General features: G+C 59.4%; 17 protein-coding genes and 2 tRNA genes. 17 read left to right on the top strand and 2 right to left on the bottom strand.

Going from position 1 to position 18456, the window contains the following annotated elements:
- The first annotated feature begins 293 nt into the window (after positions 1-293).
- The 13 genes from dnaA (at position 294) to HLG82_RS09760 (ending at position 13910) form a co-directional block, all read left to right on the top strand.
- Entirely contained in the window at positions 294-1853 is a 1560-nt protein-coding gene (gene dnaA / locus HLG82_RS09815) for a chromosomal replication initiator protein DnaA (protein ID WP_193326644.1), read from the top strand.
- Between the two features lie 346 nt (positions 1854-2199).
- Positions 2200-3333 carry a DNA polymerase III subunit beta gene (gene dnaN / locus HLG82_RS09810; RefSeq protein ID WP_193326643.1) on the top strand — a complete coding sequence of 378 codons (1134 nt, stop codon included), beginning with the start codon at positions 2200-2202 and terminating at the stop codon, positions 3331-3333.
- Positions 3334-3336: 3 nt separating this feature from the next.
- Entirely contained in the window at positions 3337-4575 is a 1239-nt protein-coding gene (gene recF / locus HLG82_RS09805; protein WP_193326642.1) for a DNA replication/repair protein RecF, read from the top strand.
- Positions 4572-5153: a DciA family protein gene (locus tag HLG82_RS09800; RefSeq protein WP_255313893.1), complete on the top strand. Its 582-nt coding sequence runs from the start codon at positions 4572-4574 to the stop codon at positions 5151-5153. The genes recF and HLG82_RS09800 overlap by 4 nt, the downstream gene beginning before the upstream one ends.
- Positions 5154-5447: 294 nt before the next feature.
- A complete protein-coding gene (gyrB, locus tag HLG82_RS09795) occupies positions 5448-7484 on the top strand; it encodes a DNA topoisomerase (ATP-hydrolyzing) subunit B (protein ID WP_255313892.1) in 2037 nt (678 codons plus the stop codon).
- Between the two features lie 81 nt (positions 7485-7565).
- The gene (gyrA, locus tag HLG82_RS09790; protein WP_439654679.1) at positions 7566-10109 is read left to right on the top strand and encodes a DNA gyrase subunit A; all 2544 of its coding nucleotides are present in this window, start codon (positions 7566-7568) and stop codon (positions 10107-10109) included.
- Between the two features lie 60 nt (positions 10110-10169).
- Positions 10170-10607: a DUF3566 domain-containing protein gene (locus HLG82_RS09785; protein ID WP_246462317.1), complete on the top strand. Its 438-nt coding sequence runs from the start codon at positions 10170-10172 to the stop codon at positions 10605-10607.
- Positions 10608-10685: 78 nt separating this feature from the next.
- Positions 10686-11675 carry a hypothetical protein gene (locus tag HLG82_RS09780; protein ID WP_193326640.1) on the top strand — a complete coding sequence of 330 codons (990 nt, stop codon included), beginning with the start codon at positions 10686-10688 and terminating at the stop codon, positions 11673-11675.
- Positions 11676-11892: 217 nt separating this feature from the next.
- Positions 11893-11966 (top strand) — tRNA-Ile (locus HLG82_RS09775).
- A 22-nt stretch (positions 11967-11988) separates the two neighbouring features.
- Positions 11989-12111: a DLW-39 family protein gene (locus HLG82_RS10425; protein ID WP_216858941.1), complete on the top strand. Its 123-nt coding sequence runs from the start codon at positions 11989-11991 to the stop codon at positions 12109-12111.
- A gap of 2 nt (positions 12112-12113) precedes the next feature.
- A tRNA-Ala gene (locus HLG82_RS09770) sits at positions 12114-12186 on the top strand.
- A gap of 262 nt (positions 12187-12448) precedes the next feature.
- Entirely contained in the window at positions 12449-13345 is an 897-nt protein-coding gene (locus tag HLG82_RS09765) for a DUF7916 family protein (RefSeq protein WP_193326639.1), read from the top strand.
- 88 nt (positions 13346-13433) lie between these two features.
- Complete coding sequence (locus HLG82_RS09760; protein WP_193326638.1) at positions 13434-13910, top strand: GNAT family N-acetyltransferase; 477 nt, start codon at positions 13434-13436, stop codon at positions 13908-13910.
- A gap of 88 nt (positions 13911-13998) precedes the next feature.
- Here HLG82_RS09760 and HLG82_RS09755 read toward each other — a convergent pair whose 3' ends face one another.
- Positions 13999-14805 carry a hypothetical protein gene (locus HLG82_RS09755; RefSeq protein ID WP_193326637.1) on the bottom strand — a complete coding sequence of 269 codons (807 nt, stop codon included), beginning with the start codon at positions 14803-14805 and terminating at the stop codon, positions 13999-14001.
- 215 nt (positions 14806-15020) lie between these two features.
- On the opposite strand from HLG82_RS09755, the gene HLG82_RS09750 reads away from it, so the two are divergent.
- Both HLG82_RS09750 and HLG82_RS09745 read left to right on the top strand, forming a co-directional pair.
- Positions 15021-15542, top strand: coding sequence for a peptidylprolyl isomerase (locus tag HLG82_RS09750; RefSeq protein WP_193326636.1), 522 nt, complete (start codon positions 15021-15023; stop codon positions 15540-15542).
- A 6-nt stretch (positions 15543-15548) separates the two neighbouring features.
- Positions 15549-16304 carry a rhomboid family intramembrane serine protease gene (locus HLG82_RS09745; protein ID WP_500814658.1) on the top strand — a complete coding sequence of 252 codons (756 nt, stop codon included), beginning with the start codon at positions 15549-15551 and terminating at the stop codon, positions 16302-16304.
- A gap of 655 nt (positions 16305-16959) precedes the next feature.
- On the opposite strand, the gene HLG82_RS09740 is transcribed toward HLG82_RS09745, so the two are convergent.
- Positions 16960-17238 (bottom strand): cell division protein CrgA, encoded by a 279-nt coding sequence (locus HLG82_RS09740; RefSeq protein WP_193326634.1) that lies wholly within the window; start codon positions 17236-17238, stop codon positions 16960-16962.
- Between the two features lie 155 nt (positions 17239-17393).
- Here HLG82_RS09740 and HLG82_RS09735 point away from each other — a divergent pair, with 155 nt between their 5' ends.
- Both HLG82_RS09735 and HLG82_RS09730 read left to right on the top strand, forming a co-directional pair.
- The gene (locus HLG82_RS09735) at positions 17394-18200 is read left to right on the top strand and encodes a class E sortase (RefSeq protein ID WP_255313889.1); all 807 of its coding nucleotides are present in this window, start codon (positions 17394-17396) and stop codon (positions 18198-18200) included.
- Positions 18201-18359 (top strand): hypothetical protein, encoded by a 159-nt coding sequence (locus tag HLG82_RS09730; RefSeq protein WP_193326633.1) that lies wholly within the window; start codon positions 18201-18203, stop codon positions 18357-18359. It begins immediately after the preceding gene.
- The last annotated feature ends 97 nt before the right edge of the window (positions 18360-18456 follow it).

Raw genomic sequence — 18456 nt, 5'->3', positions numbered from 1 at the left:
CTGAAGATAACGCCGAAAGGTCAATGAACGAGCCCCGTGCGGTGATGGATATCTCAGGCCCCGCGGCGGCTATCGAACGTTACCCACAGTAGAGGAAAACCACAGACGGAATGTCTCCACATCTGTGTAAAAATCTGTGGTTGAAACCTTTTCCTAGCAAGACGCCATTCCACCACGGGAATTACACGCCTGTAATATCCACATGTGTGCACAACCTTGTGGATAAGTGAACTGACTTTCCACATTTTATCCCTTACGATAGGGCTGAAAGTTCAAAGACGATCGGAGAAAATATGGACGGCTCACCAGCGCGCGACGCGTGGACAGCGGCCACAGAACTACTGCGCGCCCAGGGAGACCTCTCCGATTCGCAAACGGCATTTGTCCGCCTAGCCCATCCCCTCGCCACCGTCGAAGACATTTTCATGATCGGCGTGGGATCTGAGTTCGTGCGTGACTGGATCACCGAGCATGTAAGCGCCATCATGGAAGACCAGCTTTCCGCAATTCTCGGCCGTTCCGTCCGGCTCGTCATTTCCGTTGACCCGTCCCTGTCTGAACAGTCGACGACGCCGACGCCACCACCCGTCCAAACCTGGCCCGAGCGCCCGCTGCACGCTGTCGAAGAGCCGAGCCCAACGGCGTCGTACACGCCGCAACCCATGCCCGCACCCGTCACCGTCCGCAGCGTCCCCGAGCCGAATGACCTGCCCGATGATTTCGACGAGGACAAGCCGCACCACGCCGGGCTGAGCCCCTTGCCTCCGCGCATCGAGCGCAACAAGGATCAGTCCGACGCGCACCTCAACCCGCGCTATACGTTCGACAACTTCGTTATCGGCGAGTCCAACCGCTTCGCGCATGCCACCGCGCTCGCCGTGGCCGAGGCGCCCGGGTCAACCTACAATCCGCTCTTCCTCTATTCCGATTCCGGAATGGGTAAGACCCATCTTCTTCATGCCATCGGCAACTACTATCTTTCCCTCTTTCCCGGCTCCAAGGTGCTCTACACGAGCTCGGAGGAGTTCACCAACATGTTCATCAACGCGATGATGAAGAAGGAAGGCCATAACTTTAAGAACCTCTTTAGGTCTGTCGATATTCTCCTCATCGATGACATTCAGTTCCTCTCCAATAAGGAAGGAACGCTTGAGGAATTTTTCAACACGTTCAACGCCTTGGCCACCTCCAACAAACAGATCGTCATTACCTCCGACGTCGCCCCGAGGCTCCTCGACGGCTTCGAAGAGCGCATGATCTCGCGCTTCGCCTCGGGAATCGTGGCAAACATTGACCTTCCCAACCTCGAAACGCGTATCGCCATCCTTGAAAAGAAGGCGGCCTCCGAAAAGCTCATGGTTCCGCGTGACGTTCTCGAGTTCATTGCCTCGCGCATCACCACAAACGTTCGCGAGATGGAAGGATCCCTGCGGCGAGTCACCGCCTACGCAGGCCTTTTTCACCTGCCCGTCACCCTCGACGTAGCCGAAGGCGCTCTCAAAGACATGGTCAGTGACCCGAGCTCGGTCACCGTGACCGCCGGGCTGATTATGAACCAGACGGCGCTGTACTTCAACATCACGCCGGAGGACCTGAAATCTCCCACGAGAACCAGATCCCTCACTCAGCCCCGACACATCGCGATGTACATGTGCCGGGAGATGACGGATCTGTCCCTGCCGAAGATCGCCGAGGCCTTCAACCGCCGCGACCACACGACCGTGCTCAACGCCCTGCGCAAGATCGAAAGCTCCATGGCCGAGAAACAGACGGTATTCAATCAGGTGACCGAGCTGACCTCGAGGATCAAGCAGGCGGCGAAGGAACAGGCCCAGATCGCAGACCTTCACTGAGGTTATCCACAGAGGCTGCGAATAAGAGGGCGAGGAAGTTCGAAAATGACGTGGACAACTTGAGAAAATCTGCGAGCATTCTCTACTCGAAAATGTTCCATCCACATGACGGCCGATTTACTCGCAGGGATTCTCGCTGAACAATCCACAGGGGTGAATCCTTGAAAACATAAGAGAAGGTAAGCTTCTCCACAGAATCCACAGAGGCTACTACAACTACTACCTACAACACATCACATGAGGATCGGGCAGCCACCGACTGGTTGTGTGATTGAAGGGAATGAGGGCAAGAATCCCTGCCCTCGCGTAAAGTAGAGCCAGATATAAGACGAAAGTAGGTTTGACGGTGAAAATTAGCGTCGATCATGACATCTTTACCGATGCGGTCACCTGGGCATCGCGTACCATTCCGAATCGGCCGGCCAACGCAGTCCTCGCTGGCATTTATATGAAGGCTCACGAAGACGGAACACTGTCCATGGGAGCCCGCGATTCTGATATTTCGTCTCACATCACGATTGAGGCGGACGTCGCCGATGCTGGCGAGGTCCTCGTCAACGGAAAGCTGCTTGCAGAGATTTCGCGTTCGCTTCCCCACCAGACCATCGAGCTGGAAAAGGACGGCGGAAAGTTCGAGATTTCTTGCGGTAACTCGCACTTCACGCTCAAGACCATGGCAACCGAGGACTACACCGAACTTCCGGCAATGCCGCCCGTGATCGGAACAGTCGACGGTGCCGAATGGGAAAAGGCCGTCTCTCAGGTGACGATCGCGGCGTCGAATGATGACACGCTGCCGATGCTCGTCTCCGTCTGCATTGAGATTGAGGGCGACCAGATTTCTCTCATGGCAACTGACCGCTACCGCCTCGCCATTCGCGACCTCGGGTGGGCCCCGGTCAAGTCAGATATCTCCACCCGCATCCTTGTTCGCGCCTCCCGCCTGCTCGACGTCGCCAAGGCCCTTGGTTCCTCGGGCCCGATCGAAATTTCGCTCCAGGATCAGGGAATGGGAGCGCTCATCGGCTTCTCCGCTGGCGGACGCCAGAACACCATGCAGCTGATTGACGGCGAATACCCCCAGGTCCGCTCTCTCTTCCCGACCGAAGTCAACGGTCATGTGGAGATGAATCGCCTCGAAATCCTCGATGCCATCAAGCGCTCGCGCCTCGTCGTCGAGAAGAACGCTGCCGTACGCCTGTCCTTCTCCGAAGGCGAGGTCGTGCTCGAAGCAGGCCAAGGCGATAACGCTCAGGTATCCGAAATCCTCCAGGCCACCCTGGAAGGCGAGGACCTGAAGATGGCATTCAACCCGGTCTTCCTCCAAGAGGGATTCTCCGTCATCGACACCCCCACGGTTCGGCTGTCCTTCACGCATCCGACTAAGCCCGCCGTCGTCACTGCCCAGGACAAGGACGGTAACGTGAACGATGACTTCCGACTCCTCCTCATGCCGATCCGAACCTTCGGCGCGAACTAAACCTTGTACATCACAGATCTGGCGCTCAACGACTTTCGGTCGTATCGCGAGGTCGTGCTCGAATTCGAGCCGGGAGTAGTCACTTTTGTTGGCGAAAACGGCCAGGGAAAAACCAACCTCGTTGAGGCAATCGGATACCTGGCCACATTTTCCTCCCACCGCGTGGCGGCCGACGCCGCGCTCGTCCGGCAAGGCGCGAGCGCGGGAGTCGTGCGCGCCAAAGTTCGCCGCGGCCAGTCTGAGACCATGGTGGAGGTTGAAATCCTCACGGGGAGAGCAAACCGAGCCCGAATCAATCGTGGAAACGCGCGCCCCGCCGACGTTCTAGGAATCGTGCGCACCGTGGTTTTCGCCCCCGAGGACCTTGAACTAATCAAGGGCGACCCCTCAGCGCGCCGCCGTTTCCTGGATAACCTCATGATCCAGTTCCGTCCGCGGCTGGCCTCGGTCAAGGCCGAATATGACAAGGTCATTCGTCAACGCGGTGCCCTGTTGAAGGCCATGCAAAAGACGCGGCGCCGCGGTGGCTACATTGACGAGGCATCCCTCGACGTCTGGGACGCACAACTGGCCAAATATGGTGCTCAGATCATCGCCGCGCGAGCGGAGATTGTGGCCGGCCTGCGCCCGTTTGTGGAGGAGTATTACACCGACGTGTCGGGCGGGCGCGGCGTCGCTCGCATCGATTACGCATCTAACCTCGACAAACGTAGGGAATGGCAGTTGCCCACTGCTGCCGAGTTATCGGGGCCCAACGCCGCCGAGCTCAATTCGGCCGTTGCTGAGCACGAGCGCGAGTTACAGGACATTGCCGACGTCGAACGCCAGCTCCTCGAGATCATGAAACAGTGGCACGGAGCGGAAATCGAACGCGGGGTGAACCTCGTCGGGCCGCATCGTGACGAGCTCGAGCTCTCGCTCGGAACCCTTCCCACCAAGGGCTTCGCATCCCACGGGGAGTCATGGTCATACGCGCTCGCGCTGCGCCTGGGCTCATGGAAACTACTGTGCTCGCACGTTTCCGGAGACTGGGCCGAGGAGGAAGAACCGATTCTCATCCTCGATGATGTCTTCGCGGAACTCGACTATCGCCGCCGCATTCGACTGGCCGAGATCGTGACCGAGGCCGAGCAAGTGTTCGTCACGGCGGCGGTGGGAGACGACTTACCCGACCTGGACGGCATCAGGTTCAGGGTGGAAGACGGCGTCGTGACCAGAGAAAAAGCGAGGGCCGATTCGTGAACGAGGCAATCGGACGGGCAAAGCAGGAAGCCGCGAAGAAGTTCGGCGATCTGCTTCCTCTCGAGTGTCTCCAGCGAGCACGCCGCATGGCGGAAGCCCAGGGGTGGGTGCGTGTGCGGATGGCTGCTCGGGTCGAGCTGGTGAAGGAAGACCAAATCGGCGAGGAGATTTTTGTGCCGACGCCGGGACAAGACGTCGGCTCGGGCGCGCGGCCTTCCAAACGCGATCCGAAGCCGCTGGACATGATCTTTTCTCACCTTATCGCCAGCCGTGGCTGGAAGTCCCAACTCGAGGTCGGCTCGGTGGCAGCGCGCTGGCCGGACATCGTCGGACCGGCGATCTGCGAAAACTGTGTGGTGGAGGACTTCTCCGAGAAGGGAATTCTCACGTTGCGAGCCAAAACCAGCGCGTGGCAGACCCAGATTCGCGCCCTGTCCGCTTTCCTTGACAAAAGGCTGGAGGAGGAGCTCGGCCCCGGCGTCGTGAAAGAGATTGTGGTGGGCGGACCCAACACTCCCTCGTGGAAGCACGGGCGCTATTCGGTTCCGGGGCGCGGGCCGCGCGACACCTACGGCTGAGTGCGGTGGAATCCCGGCGGGTGCTGCGGGTGGCGGGCGCCCGGCCTTGACCAGCATCCAGCCCTGACCAGCATCGCGGCGGGAAACTTTTACACAGCCGACCCATTGGCGAATCACCTCGCAGACTGCTGTTCTCACGAGATTTTGAGCGCAAAACGCGCTATAATTGGTTCTCGGTCTAGAGATGTAGATACCTACCCAGAAGGGCCTCAACGCCCCTAGGGCGATTCTATGGCCCAATTTAGAGACGCACACCACATTCGTGGGATGTGCCAGTGTGAGGAGTTGCCAAGCGTGGCAGAAAACGAGAACCGGATCGGCGCTGTCTCAGCGGAGCAGACGTACGATGCTTCCAACATCACCGTCCTTGAGGGACTCGAGGCAGTGCGCAAGCGTCCGGGCATGTATATCGGCTCCACCGGTGAGCGCGGCCTCCACCACCTCGTCTATGAGGTCGTGGATAACTCGGTGGACGAGGCTCTGGCGGGTTACTGCGACCATATCGAGATCACACTGCTTGACAACGGTGGCGTGCGAGTTGCTGACAACGGGCGTGGCATCCCGGTCGATATCCACCCCACCGAGGGCGTTCCCGCTGTTCAGGTTGTCATGACCGTGTTGCATGCTGGAGGAAAATTCGGTAATGGCGGCTATGCCGTCTCGGGCGGCCTCCATGGTGTGGGCGTGTCCGTCGTCAATGCACTCTCGACTCGTATGGATACCGAGGTGCGCCGTGACGGCTTCGTCTGGCGTATTTCATATGAAAATGGTGTGCCTGTTGCCCCACTTGAGAAGGGCGAGCCAACAGAAGAAACCGGAACTACCCAGACCTTCTGGCCCAACGGAGACATCTTCGAAACGATCGAGTTCGATTTCGAGACCCTCCGCCACCGCCTCCAGCAGATGGCCTTCCTCAACAAGGGCCTGCGCATCACCCTGATCGACGAGCGCGAACAGGCTGTCGCCGAGGGCGAAGAAGTTGTGGGTGCGGAGGATTCAATCGCCGAGGTCGAGGCCCCCAAGCTCGAGGTCACCTACAAGTACGACGGCGGCCTGCTCGACTACGTCAAGCACCTCGTCAAGACCAAGAAGGTCGATCCGGTTCACGCCGATCCCATCTATTTCGAGGCCGAGGATCAAGATAAGAAGATCTCGGTTGAGGTGGCGATGCAGTGGACCACCGCCTACTCCGAGACTCTGCACACCTTCGCCAATACCATCAACACCACCGAGGGCGGTACCCACGAAGAGGGTTTCCGTGCGGCACTGACGTCGGTCATCAACAAGTATGCGCGCGACAAGGGCCTGCTCAAGGAGAAGGATCCCAACCTTTCGGGCGATGATATCCGCGAGGGCCTCGCCGTCGTCATCTCGGTCAAGTTGGGCGAGCCCCAGTTCGAGGGCCAGACGAAGACGAAGCTCGGAAACACCGAGGCGCGCACCTTCGTCCAGCAGCAGACCTACGCCCAGCTCACCGACTGGCTCGACATGAACCCGTCAGAGGCGAAGGAAGTCATCCGCAAGGCAACCCAGGCCTACCAGGCGCGCTTGGCCGCCCGCAAGGCCCGCGAGGCGACGCGCCGCAAGTCGGTGCTCGAGTCCGCCTCGATGCCCGGCAAGCTCAAGGACTGCACGTCACGCAATCCGGAAGAGTGCGAGATCTTTATCGTCGAGGGTGATTCCGCAGGCGGCTCGGCGGTTAACGGCCGCGATCCGCAACATCAGGCGATCATGCCGATTCGCGGAAAGATTCTCAACGTGGAAAAGGCCCGCCTCGACCGCGCGCTGAGCTCCGATTCCATCCAGAACCTCATCACCGCGTTCGGCACCGGCGTCGGGGACGAGTTCGACATGAACAAGCTGCGTTATCACAAGATTGTGTTTATGGCCGACGCCGACGTCGACGGCCAGCACATCGCGACGCTGCTGCTCACGCTCGTCTATCGCTACATGCGCCCGCTCATCGAGGCCGGTTACATCTACCTCGCGATGCCTCCGCTGTACCGTATCAAGTGGACAAATGCCCCACACGAATATGTTTTCTCCGACGCCGAACGCGACGCCGCACTCAAGGCCGGACTTGCCGAGGGAAAGAAACTTCCCAAGGCTGAAGGCCAGGGCATTCAGCGCTACAAGGGTCTGGGCGAGATGAACGATTCAGAGCTGTGGGATACCACTATGAATCCCGAGACCCGCACCCTCAAGCGCGTCAACATTGGTGAGGCCGCCGCAACCGACGAGGCTTTCTCGATCCTCATGGGTGAAGACGTGGGATCGCGCCGCAGCTTCATCCAGCGCAATGCCCGTGACGTTCGATTCCTCGACATTTAAGGACTATCCGTGAGCGAAAATACGACCACCGAAACCGGCTACGACCACGGCCTCATCAAGGATGTTGACCTCCAGAGGGAAATGGAGACGTCCTACCTCGACTACGCGATGTCCGTTATCGTCGGGCGCGCGCTGCCCGACGTTCGCGACGGCATGAAGCCCGTCCACCGCCGCGTCATCTACGCGATGTGGGACGGCGGCTACCGCCCGGACTCGTCCTTCTCCAAGTCTGTCAAAATCGTTGGCGACGTTATGGGTAACTACCACCCGCACGGCGACGCCGCCATCTATGACACGATGGTCCGCATGGTCCAGCCGTGGAACCTGCGCTACCCGCTGGTGGCCGGCCAAGGTAACTTCGGTACGGCCGGCGACCTCGGCGCGGCAGCTCCCCGATACACCGAGGCCCGCATGGCCCAACTGGCCGTCGAGATGGTGCGCGATATCAACGAAGACACGGTTGATTTCCAGCCGAACTTCGACGGTTCGGTTCAAGAGCCGGTCGTCCTGACCTCCCGCATTCCGAACCTGCTGATCAACGGGTCCGAAGGCATCGCCGTCGGCATGGCAACCTCGATTCCGCCGCACAACCTGCGCGAAGTCGCCGCCGGCGCCCAGTGGTACCTGGAAAATCCTGAGGCCACCCGTGATGAGCTTCTGGCCAACTTGATGCTGCGCATCTCCGGTCCGGACTTCCCCACCGGCGCCACGATCTTGGGCACCAAGGGCATCGAGGACATGTACCGCACGGGCAAGGGCTCGATCACCCAGCGCGCCACCGTCGAGGTGGACGAAATCAACGGCCGAACTTGCCTCGTCGTCACCGATCTGCCCTACCAGGTCAACCCTGATCGTCTCCTCGACCGCATGGTCGAAGGCGTCAAGGACGGCCGCCTCTCCGGCATCGCCGACATCCGCGACGAATCTTCCGGCCGTGCAGGCCAGCGCATCGTCGTCGTGCTCAAGCGCGACGCCGTGCCGAAGGTCGTGCTCAACAACCTGTACAAACACACCCAGCTGCAGAATAATTTCTCGGCCAACATGCTTGCGCTGGTTGACGGCGTACCGCGCACGCTCTCGCTCGACGGCTTTATCCACCACTGGGTCCAGCATCAGGTCGAGGTCATCAGCCGGCGCACGGCATACCGCCTGCGCAAGGCCGAAGAACGCCTCATGATCTTGGAGGGCCTGGTGAAGGCTCTCGACATGTTGGACGAGGTCATCGCGCTCATCCGCCGTTCGCCCACTGCCGACGAGGCACGCGAGGGACTCATCGCGCTCCTCGACATCAACGCCGTTCAGGCTGATCACATCCTCGCGATGCAGCTGCGCCGCTTGGCGGCCCTCGAGCGTCAGAAGATCATTGACGAGCGTGACGAGAAGCTGGCCCTGTGCGAGGATTACCGCGACATTCTGGCCAAGCCTGAACGTCAGCGCGCAATTATCTCCGAGGAATTGGCCGAGGTTGTGGCCAAGTACGGTGACGATCGCCGAACCACGATCCTTCCCTTCGACGGCGAGATGACGGTTGAGGACCTGATTCCGGAAGAGGACGTCGTCGTCACCGTGACGCGATCGGGCTTCATCAAGCGCACCAAGGTCTCCGAGTATCGCGCCCAGCGCCGCGGAGGCAAGGGAGTGAAGGGTACGACGCTACGTAGCGACGACGTCGTCGAACACATGGGCATTGCCTCCACCCACGACTGGCACCTGTTCTTCACCAACCTCGGGCGCGTCTACCGCGTCAAGGGCTACGAGATTCCCGAGGGTTCGCGCGAATCAAAGGGCCAGCACGTGGCCAATGTCCTCGCGCTCCAGCCGGGGGAAGACATCGCCTCCGCGTTCACGCTTCGTACCTACGACCAGGCCGACTACCTCGTGCTCGCAACTAGGGACGGCATGGTCAAGAAGACCAAACTCTCCGATTACGATTCCAGCCGCACCGGTGGCCTCATCGCCATCAACCTGCGTGAACACGTGGATGGCTCCACAGATCAGGTCGTTTCCGCCCGTCTCATCAACGAGGGAGATGAACTCATCCTTGTCTCCAGACGCGGCCAATCGTTGCGCTTCGTTGCCGACGACGAGTCGCTGCGCCCGATGGGACGCGCCACTGCAGGCGTGCGCGGAATGAAGTTCCGTGACGGCGATTCCCTGCTGACCATGGAAGTTATCCGCGAAAACTCCGAGGTCTTCGTCATCACCGACGGTGGATTCGCCAAGCGCACGAGCATCGAGCAGTACCGTCAGCAAAATCGTGGCGGGCTCGGAATCAAGGTCGCCAAGGTTGTCGAAGACCGTGGCGAGATCGTCGGCGCGCTCATCACCCAGCCGGGCGAAGAAGTCCTCGTCATTATGGAGGGCGGCAAGGTCGTTCGTTCCTCCGTCGAGGAAGTCAACCTTACCGGCCGCAACACGCAAGGCGTACGCTTCGTTCGCCCCGACAAGGGCGACCACGTCATGGCCATGGCACCGGTCTTCGAGCAAGATAATTCCGACGACGACGAAGGCTCGGCTGACGTCGCCCCCTCTGCGGAGGCCAACCCTGCCGACGGTGCGGGCACAACCTCCGCGACGGCGGCGTCAGAAGAAACCAGTGACGACAATCCGACCACAGAAGCGTGAGGAAACGCTGAAAAAGCGGTAGCGTCTAACTAACGGAAACTCGAAAGACGGAGATCTCCCATGACTGAGACCACGCAGCACATCGACACCGGTCGCGCAGCGGAACCGGACGTCCAAGCGCCCCCGCACAAGGACGTCGGCATTCGCCGCGTGCGAATGACGATTGCACGTGTCGACCCGCTCTCGGCGCTCAAACTTTCCTTCCTCGTTTCGGTTGGCGTCGGCATCATGATCGTCGTGGCTGCCATCATCTTGTGGTTCACACTCGACGCGATGTACGTCTGGGCCCGCATCGAGGAACTGCTGGTCACGCTGAATTCGGCGCCGCTGCTGGAGCTTGGACAGTTCATGCAGTTCGGGCGCGTGGTATCGTTCGCCGTCGTCGTGGGCGTAATTGAAGTCGTTTTGATGACGGCCTTTGGTACGATTCTTGCGTTGTTATACAACGTCGTGGCGATGCTCGTCGGCGGCTTGTACATCACGGTCACCGACGAGTAAATCGGAAAGCTGAATGTGAACTCGGAGAAAGCCCCGCCACGAATCGTTGGCAGGGCTTTTTCGCATAGGTGCGTTGATATGAAGAAGAAATCTCTGCTCGTAGCCGTAGGAATTGTCATCTTGGCAGGTGGCTACGGCGCTGCGCTCGGATACAATAACGCCTACCAGCCCGGCCAGGAAGAGGCCATCGCCAACTATGAAGAAGCCTGGGCGAAATACGAGAGCATGGAGAAGGTCGGCAACTATGACGACGTGCTGACCCACTGTGAAGATGTTGGCGCTACGTGCCTCGGCCTCAAAGAGGCCATCGATAAGATTCGTTCCTTCCCGGTCATGCAGGATGTGCCCGTCGGTCACCTGACGGCAACCGAAATCAACGTGCGTGCCGAGGCGATCAACTCCGGCCGCGTTGAATACGAGGCGGCGATGGAAGATCTGGGTAAACAGCTGAAGATTGCCGTCAAGGAGATCTTCGACATCGAGCAAACCTGGCGCCAGGAAGTCCTGCTACCGGTATTGAAGGAAGCGAAAGAGACCATCGACAAGGCTCCCGATTCTGTCGATACGAAGGAGCTGAAGAAGGCTCTCAAAGCCATGAGAGCCGAGGCCAAGTATGCGAGCCCGGCCGACAAGAAGGGGCTCTTCGCTCAGCTAGACGACGAGCTCAGCCGCGTTAAGAACCAGATGGGTGAGGAACGTACGCCCGCACGACGCGTGGTCAGCAACAACCCGTCCACCACGCCCAATCGGGCCCGCGTCCCGCGCCAAAACCCCCAGAATCCTTTGCGCCCCGCCCCTGCTATGACGCCGTCTGCCCCGGCCAGCACACCGGCGCCGGGGCCGGCGCAGCCCGCTCCCTTGCCGCTTCCGAGTACACCGCCGGCCGGTGACGGTTCGGGTACGCCCGTCGAACCTGCACCCACAGTTCCGGGCGAAAATCAGCCGGAGGGGCCGGGCGGGGCTCCGGCCCAACCCGGCGGGGACGGCGCGCCTGAGGCTCACGGCCAGCCTGAAGCTCGCGTTCAGCCCGATGTCAATCCCTTGCTCGGCGAAGTGGGTGGCGAGTAACAGTTGCCGTGAGGTGCCAGTGCGGTGAAGTCGGGTTGCCGGCAGGCAGGGTTTCGGGCTGGTGCCGGTGCGGGCAGGCGGCGTCGTGATGAGAATGCGTGACGTGGGTCCGCAACATTAAGAAATGTGACGTGTAGCGCTAGGGTGAGTGTCAGTTTGGATATGCGGAGAAAAATGAGTTAATCTAATTCGGCATCCTCAAGGAAGCAAAAGCCCGGGGCGTATAGCTCAGTCGGTTAGAGCGCCACACTGATAATGTGGAGGTCCGTGGTTCGAGTCCACGTACGCCCACTCGGGAATCAAGGAGGTCACGATGAAAAAGTTTGCACTTGCCATTGCGACCGTCACGGGAGGATACCTCGTCTTCCTCAAGATTCAGGAGAACATGCAACGCCAAGCAACATGGCAGCACGTCACTGATCCTGTTGATTTCTAGAAGGGGCCTTGGCGCAATTGGTAGCGCACCTGCTTTGCAAGCAGGGGGTTACGGGTTCGAGTCCCGTAGGCTCCACAACAGTGAAAGCCGAACGGTAAAACCGTTCGGCTTTTTGCGTATTGGGGCTAAACCTGAAAAAGTGACTAAGCAGGCAGGTTAATAGACAAAAGTGTGTCTTATCCGGGCGTGTCGGTAGTTTTGGATCCAGCCTTTTAGAAAGTATAGGCCGTCGTCCCAGGGGTTTGTGGTCAATTCTAACTAGGGATGATGGTTGCTTGGTCTGGGGGTGAGCCCGCCGGCGAATAGAGCTAGCCTTGTGTTGAACAAGGGGGTTGTTATGTTTAAGAGATTGCTGTCCGCGAATGCCTCAGAGGTACTTTCGATGAGCGCTGCGGAGCTGAAGCTGGCGATTGCCGCCAGCGAGGGGCGCACGATTGTCTCGGAGAATATTGTCATCCGGGAGCCCGTGATTCCGGATCTGACGAATGCGGAGGTTGCGCGGTCGGTCGGGGCAGATTTGATCCTGCTCAATATGGTCGACGTGTTTGATCCGAAGATCGGTGGTCTCGACGACGCCTCGGACTTCGTTCATACGCTTCATCGCCTCGTCGGATGCCCGATTGGGGTGAACCTCGAACCAGTTGACGAGGACGCACGCATGCTCGAGGCGCGCACTCACATCGGGGCGGGCCGGACGGCGTCGGCGGAGACTCTCACGAGGCTTGAAGAACTTGGCGCCGATTTCGTCTGCTTGACGGGTAACCCTGCCACTGGAGTTTCCAACCAGACCATTCTCGCATCCGTGGCGACGGCGAAGGAGCACTTCTCCGGGCTCATCATCGCCGGAAAGATGCATGGAGCCGGGGTTAACGAGCCTGTGACGACGCCGGAGGTGGCCCGCGCACTTGTCGATGCTGGGGTCGACGTCGTGCTTGTTCCCGCCGTGGGAACCGTGCCGGGATGGACGGATGGCGAGCTCATCGACGTCGTGAAGGCGGCTCACGAGGCGGGCGCACTCGTGATGTCGACCATTGGGACGAGCCAGGAATCCTCGCAGGAGGAGGTCGTGACTCAGATTGCCCTGAGGAACAAGATTTGCGGAGTGGATATGCAACACATCGGCGACGCCGGATTCGGCGGCGTCGCGCTTGTGGAGAATATCCTTGCTATGTCGATGACCATTCGGGGTAAGCGGCATGCTATCTCGCGGATGGCACGTTCGGTGAATCGCTAAGACTCGGCCCGCGCACGACGTAGGACCGACTACGTCTAACAGAGGCGTATGGACGACGCGCGGAGGGCGCGTAGAAGAGGAAAGAAAAATGGAAGACGCGACGATCAGGCGGGCGCAGCGTGCCGATGTCGATCTCATTCTCAGCTTCATCAAAGCGATAGCGGAATACGAAAAACTATCCGATGAGGTCGTGGCAACGAGTGAATCGCTCGAGAAATGGATCTTCGACGACCAGCGGGCGGAGGTCATCTTCATTCTTCACGACGGAGTCGAGGTGGGTTTTGCGTTGTTCTTCCACAATTTCTCCACTTTCCAAGGTCGAGCCGGCCTCTACCTCGAAGATCTCTACGTCAAGCCTGAATTCCGTGGGCGCGGATACGGCAAGCGACTCTTGAAGGAACTTGCCACAATCGCCAAGGATCGTGGTTGCGGGCGCATGGAGTGGTCGTGCCTGAACTGGAATCAGCCGAGCATCGACTTCTATCTCTCCTTGGGTGCCAAGCCGATGTTGGAATGGACGGTATATCGGCTCGACCGCGAGCAAATACAGGAGCTCGGCAAATAATCGGCCAAGAGAAGGAATCGCGTACTACAAAGGCGGGGGTGGGGAAACTTGATGTTTCCCCACCCCCGCCGAGTACTCAGGAAGCGATTTACTTGTCTTCGTCCTTGATGAGACCGGCAGCTGCGGCTGCTTCCTCTTCGCGGGTCTTGGCAATGTGCTCGTCGAGCTCTTCAGCCTTGAGCTCTTCCTCGCTGGGCTGAGCCTCCTCGGGAACAAGCGCCTCATCCTCGGCGACAGCCTCAGCAGGCTCCTCGACAACGTCGTCGACCTTGTTGGTCACTTCGTCATCTGCCTCCGGAACCGAGACGTCCTCCCAGTAGGCCTCCGCCCAGGGATCCTGAACCGGCTTTGAACGCGCCCACGCCACGTACGCCGCGGCCGCGCCCGCACTAGCCACGACGAGGAAGCCGAGCCACTTACCGCGGCGACGCTTCTTCGTGGGCTTGGCCAGCTCCTTCTTCGAAACCTTTACGACGGCGTTGGCGCGCGTCTGCAGATCGCCAGAGCCCGTGCGCGCCTCATCGAGTGCGGCCTGAGCGGCACGCTTGGCGCGCGGCAGGTAGTCGTCACGGACCAGGTCGGCCGTCTCTTCGTAGCGCTTAGCAGCGTCCTCTACGTAGGGGCGAGCCTTGACAACGGCGTCGTGCGCCACGACGTTAGCCTTATCCACCGCATCCTTCACATAGGGGACAGCCTTGTCGTAGGCGTCAATAGCGAGGGGCTGGATGCGATCCGCCGCTTCCTTCGCGCGGGGCTCGGCCCACGAGATAGCAGCGCTGAGAGTATCCTTCACAAGAGTGCCCAGATGTGCGCCTGCCTCGGCTGCACGCTCGGCAAGCGGCTCGACCTGTTCGGCCACCTTCTCCTTCGTGGTCTTCTTCTTAAACAAAGACATTGCAATTACCTCCACTGATGGGACGGCGAAGTGCCGCTAGTTACATTTCCTAATCTTTCCACGTGGGGAAAGGTTTCGCAGGAGACTAGCCGGATTTCCGCCCAAATAGTGCCCTCAATTTCATTGACAGAGTAAATTACGCCATTAGCGGTGTGGAGCGAGCAAAGCGTGGAGAAAGAACGCCGGGCGTCGGAGCGTGTGCGAAAATTGGGTCTATGGAAGCAACACTGCATACAAATTACGGAGACATCAAGATTGACCTCTACCCGGAGCACGCTCCGGAGACGGTCGCTAACTTCACCGAGCTCGCCACGGGCAAACGCGAGTGGCTGAACCCGAAGACCGGTCAGACCACCACCGATCCGTTGTACGACGGCGTCATTTTCCATCGCGTCATCGCTGGCTTCATGATCCAGGGCGGCGACCCGTTGGGCACCGGCACCGGCGGCCCAGGCTACCGCTTCGATGACGAGATCGCCCCCGAGTTGAACTTTACCGAGCCCTACATGCTTGCCATGGCCAACGCCGGCAAGCAGGGTGGCCGCGGCACGAACGGTTCGCAGTTCTTCATCACCGTCGCCCCCACCACCTGGCTGCAGGGCAAGCACACTATCTTCGGCAAGGTGGTTGACCTTGACTCGCAGGTGGTTGTGGACAAGATTGCTCAGACCAAGACTGGGCCGATGGATCGCCCCATCGAGGACGTCGTCATTAACTCCGTGACCATCAACGAGTAACACCCTATGAGTGACGCCGAACGGACCGACGACTTTCCCCTTCCGGAGCACCAGTCTATCCAGGAGCCGCCCATAGAGGGCGCGGTGGAATCTCGGTCCGTTCGGCGTCCTTTATCAAATATTCCTCCTATCACGACGGCGATCGGCGTTATTTGCGTCCTCATGGCGGTCGTGGTTCGGCTTCAGCCACAGGTTACGGTGGAGCTGATGTTTTATCCGCCGATCTCGGAGGCCCAGCCATACCGATACCTCACTTCGGCGTTTATCCACAGCGGCTTCTGGCATCTGGTGTTGAACATGTATGCCCTGTGGCTACTCGGCCGTGTGATTGAGCCGGTCTTGGGGAAGATTCACTTTCTCGCGCTGTATCTTGTCTCGATTTTCGGCGGCAACGTGGCCGTCTATCTCCTGGCCGGACTCACGGGTGCGTGGAACATCGGAGCCGTCGGCGCCTCGGGCGCGATCTTTGGACTCTTCGGAGCCCTGGTCGTATTGTCCAAGCGTGTGGAAGCCAATATGTCCGGCATCCTGACCTTGCTGGCGATCAACCTTGCCTTCGGCCTGCTTGTGCCGGGAATTTCTTGGGAGTCCCACGTTGGTGGCTTGCTTGTGGGCATGTTATTGACGTGGATGTGGACTCTCATCTTTGACAGCTACCGCGGTCAGGGAGTGCTCCAAGGCAAGGCACTTTTTCGTACCCTCGCCGACGCCGCCACAACCCTCATCGCTGTCAGCGCACTCGCGCTGGTGATTGTGCGTTAGCCTGCGGCCAGGTCGCTGCGGGGGCTGGGGTCGTTTGGCCGAGCGCGAATTGCCGATTCTCGTTGTTTAGCTGAACCAATGACTCGCGTCAGCGCCTCTTATCCAGGTCTCGTGAATACGTTGTCTTATCAGCATGCGACCTGCAGTAATACTCAGATTTATCCCCAACCGTGGATTGACCTGTGGAGAATTACACGCATGTAATTCACAGCTGTGGGCAGCGCTGTGGATAATTACATACGTGTAATTCACTCGCTGCGTTTTGAGGTGGAATCCGGGCATGTCCGCCGAAGTGTGGTGAACGCAGGGTGTATTGCCGAGCCGGGCAGCCCAAACCGTCGAAACCGCACTAATCTGACTCGCGCTGTACTAATTTGGCGTATCTTAATACAGCGCCGATCAGCTTAATACAGCGCGGGCAAAGGGCCGCGGTGACGGCCTGCAGCTTAGTACAGCGCGGACGAGCGGGGGCAGTGCGCGAGTGGAAGACGACCACTACCCGGCCCGAAAAGTGGACAAAGCGCCCGAACAAAGGGGTCCCCCGCGGAAAACCCGCGAGGGACCCTGAATTCTGTGGTTATTGGGGCGACGAGGCCGGCACACCCAGTCCGCCAGCGTCACCAACCCGCCGACGCCACCAGCACCAGCCCGCCGACTACCTCCAACCCATCGTCATGAGGAAGCCGACCAGCATGAAGCCAATACCAACGAAGAGGTTGATATTGCCGTTGGCCAGGCCCGGGATCGGGAAGCGGCCGCCAGTGATGTAAGCCGTGACGATAATGATGAGGCCAAGAATGGCCAAGCCAACCATGACAGGCACCCACCAAGAGGGGGAGCGCTTTTCGGGTTCGGTTGCATGACGGCGCTCGTCGGCATGCTGCTGGGCAATTCGGCGCTCAACTACCTTCTTGCGCTTTTTCGATTCGGGCATCGTTCATCCTTTATGTATGGAACTTACCCCCAAATCCTATACGGCCACAGGGAAAAACGGGAATCAATACGGAGGGTGTCATCGACTGTTCTGGGGTGTGCGGAGGTGATGGGCTAAGCTACTCATTAGTTAATTATTCACGTGAAGGGTCAAGAATGTCGCAAGCACATAAACGAATGCCCGCGCAGAAAAAGCCGTCCCTTTTGAATCGGATTCTCGGCGTCATTGGCGAGTTACTGATTACCGCTGGAGTGCTCATCGGATTGTTCATCGTTTGGCAGGTGTGGTGGACGGATATTGAGGCTAACCGTGAGCAGGCCGCAACGATCAGTACGCTCCAGAAGAAGTTCGGCGGCCCGATTACGGTTGAAGACAATGGAATCGCCAAGCCGCAAGAGGGGCCGCCACCGGAGTGGACTGGGCCCACGGGGGAGAATGAGATCCTCGGAATTATGCGTATCCCGGCCTTCGGCTATGACTACGCCTATACCATCCAGAACGGGACGTCGCTTTCGAAGGTGCTCGATAAAGGATCGTTCGGCCGCTACGATGGCGCTGCCTTCCCCGGCCAGGTCGGCAACTTCTCCACGGCCGCGCACAGGCAGACCTACGGTGCGCCGATGTTGCGGGTGCCTGACCTCAAGGTTGGCGACCCGATCGTCGTCGAGACTGAGGATACCTTCCTTGTATACAAGATGATCGACGAAGAGATTGTGGATCCCACCGCGATCTGGACGATTGCTCCGGATCCATTCATGGCGTTTGACGCGATGAAGAATGGAGGGGCTGTCGGTGAGCCGACGCGCCGGCTCCTTACGATCACGACGTGTCACCCTCCCTTTGTTTCCAACGAGCGTTGGATCGTCCACGCGGAATTTGATTACTGGACGAAGCGAGCGGATGGGTTGCCGGAAGCGCTCGTCGATCCGGCGAAGAAGCCCTCTACTGAAGGAGCAAAATAAATGTATGCGGCTATTTGGCGTGCGCTTCCAGGACCCACGTGGCTGAAGGTGATCGAGGCTCTCATCCTCATCCTGGGGATTATCTATCTCTTATTCGAGTTCGCATTTCCGTGGATTTTGGAAAACACCAAGCTGGTTGACAACACGATTAGCGGTTAACGACGCCGTCATCCCGGTTCCGCGCTGGCCACGGCGCTTGGTTGTGGACGGCTCTCACCGCGGCAGTCAGCTGTGGCCGTGACTCGGGCCAGGACAG

The organism is Trueperella pecoris (genome assembly GCF_014926385.1).
GTDB classification, from domain to species: Bacteria; Actinomycetota; Actinomycetes; order Actinomycetales; family Actinomycetaceae; genus Trueperella; species Trueperella pecoris.
The sequence above is the reverse complement of the archived record's forward strand: the minus strand, read 5'-3'. Positions and strand labels throughout refer to the sequence as shown.

Bases quoted from the DNA above. Each gene is read 5' to 3' on its own strand.
- dnaA (WP_193326644.1), top strand. From the start codon at position 294: ATGGACGGCTCACCAGCGCGCGACGCGTGGACAGCGGCCACAGAACTA.
- gyrA (WP_439654679.1), top strand. From the start codon at position 7,566: ATGGAGACGTCCTACCTCGACTACGCGATGTCCGTTATCGTCGGGCGC.
- HLG82_RS09785 (WP_246462317.1), top strand. From the start codon at position 10,170: ATGACTGAGACCACGCAGCACATCGACACCGGTCGCGCAGCGGAACCG.
- HLG82_RS09780 (WP_193326640.1), top strand. From the start codon at position 10,686: ATGAAGAAGAAATCTCTGCTCGTAGCCGTAGGAATTGTCATCTTGGCA.
- HLG82_RS10425 (WP_216858941.1), top strand. From the start codon at position 11,989: ATGAAAAAGTTTGCACTTGCCATTGCGACCGTCACGGGAGGATACCTC.
- HLG82_RS09765 (WP_193326639.1), top strand. From the start codon at position 12,449: ATGTTTAAGAGATTGCTGTCCGCGAATGCCTCAGAGGTACTTTCGATG.
- HLG82_RS09760 (WP_193326638.1), top strand. From the start codon at position 13,434: ATGGAAGACGCGACGATCAGGCGGGCGCAGCGTGCCGATGTCGATCTC.
- HLG82_RS09755 (WP_193326637.1), bottom strand. From the start codon at position 14,805: ATGTCTTTGTTTAAGAAGAAGACCACGAAGGAGAAGGTGGCCGAACAG.
- HLG82_RS09750 (WP_193326636.1), top strand. From the start codon at position 15,021: ATGGAAGCAACACTGCATACAAATTACGGAGACATCAAGATTGACCTC.
- HLG82_RS09745 (WP_500814658.1), top strand. From the start codon at position 15,549: ATGAGTGACGCCGAACGGACCGACGACTTTCCCCTTCCGGAGCACCAG.
- HLG82_RS09740 (WP_193326634.1), bottom strand. From the start codon at position 17,238: ATGCCCGAATCGAAAAAGCGCAAGAAGGTAGTTGAGCGCCGAATTGCC.
- HLG82_RS09735 (WP_255313889.1), top strand. From the start codon at position 17,394: ATGTCGCAAGCACATAAACGAATGCCCGCGCAGAAAAAGCCGTCCCTT.
- HLG82_RS09730 (WP_193326633.1), top strand. From the start codon at position 18,201: ATGTATGCGGCTATTTGGCGTGCGCTTCCAGGACCCACGTGGCTGAAG.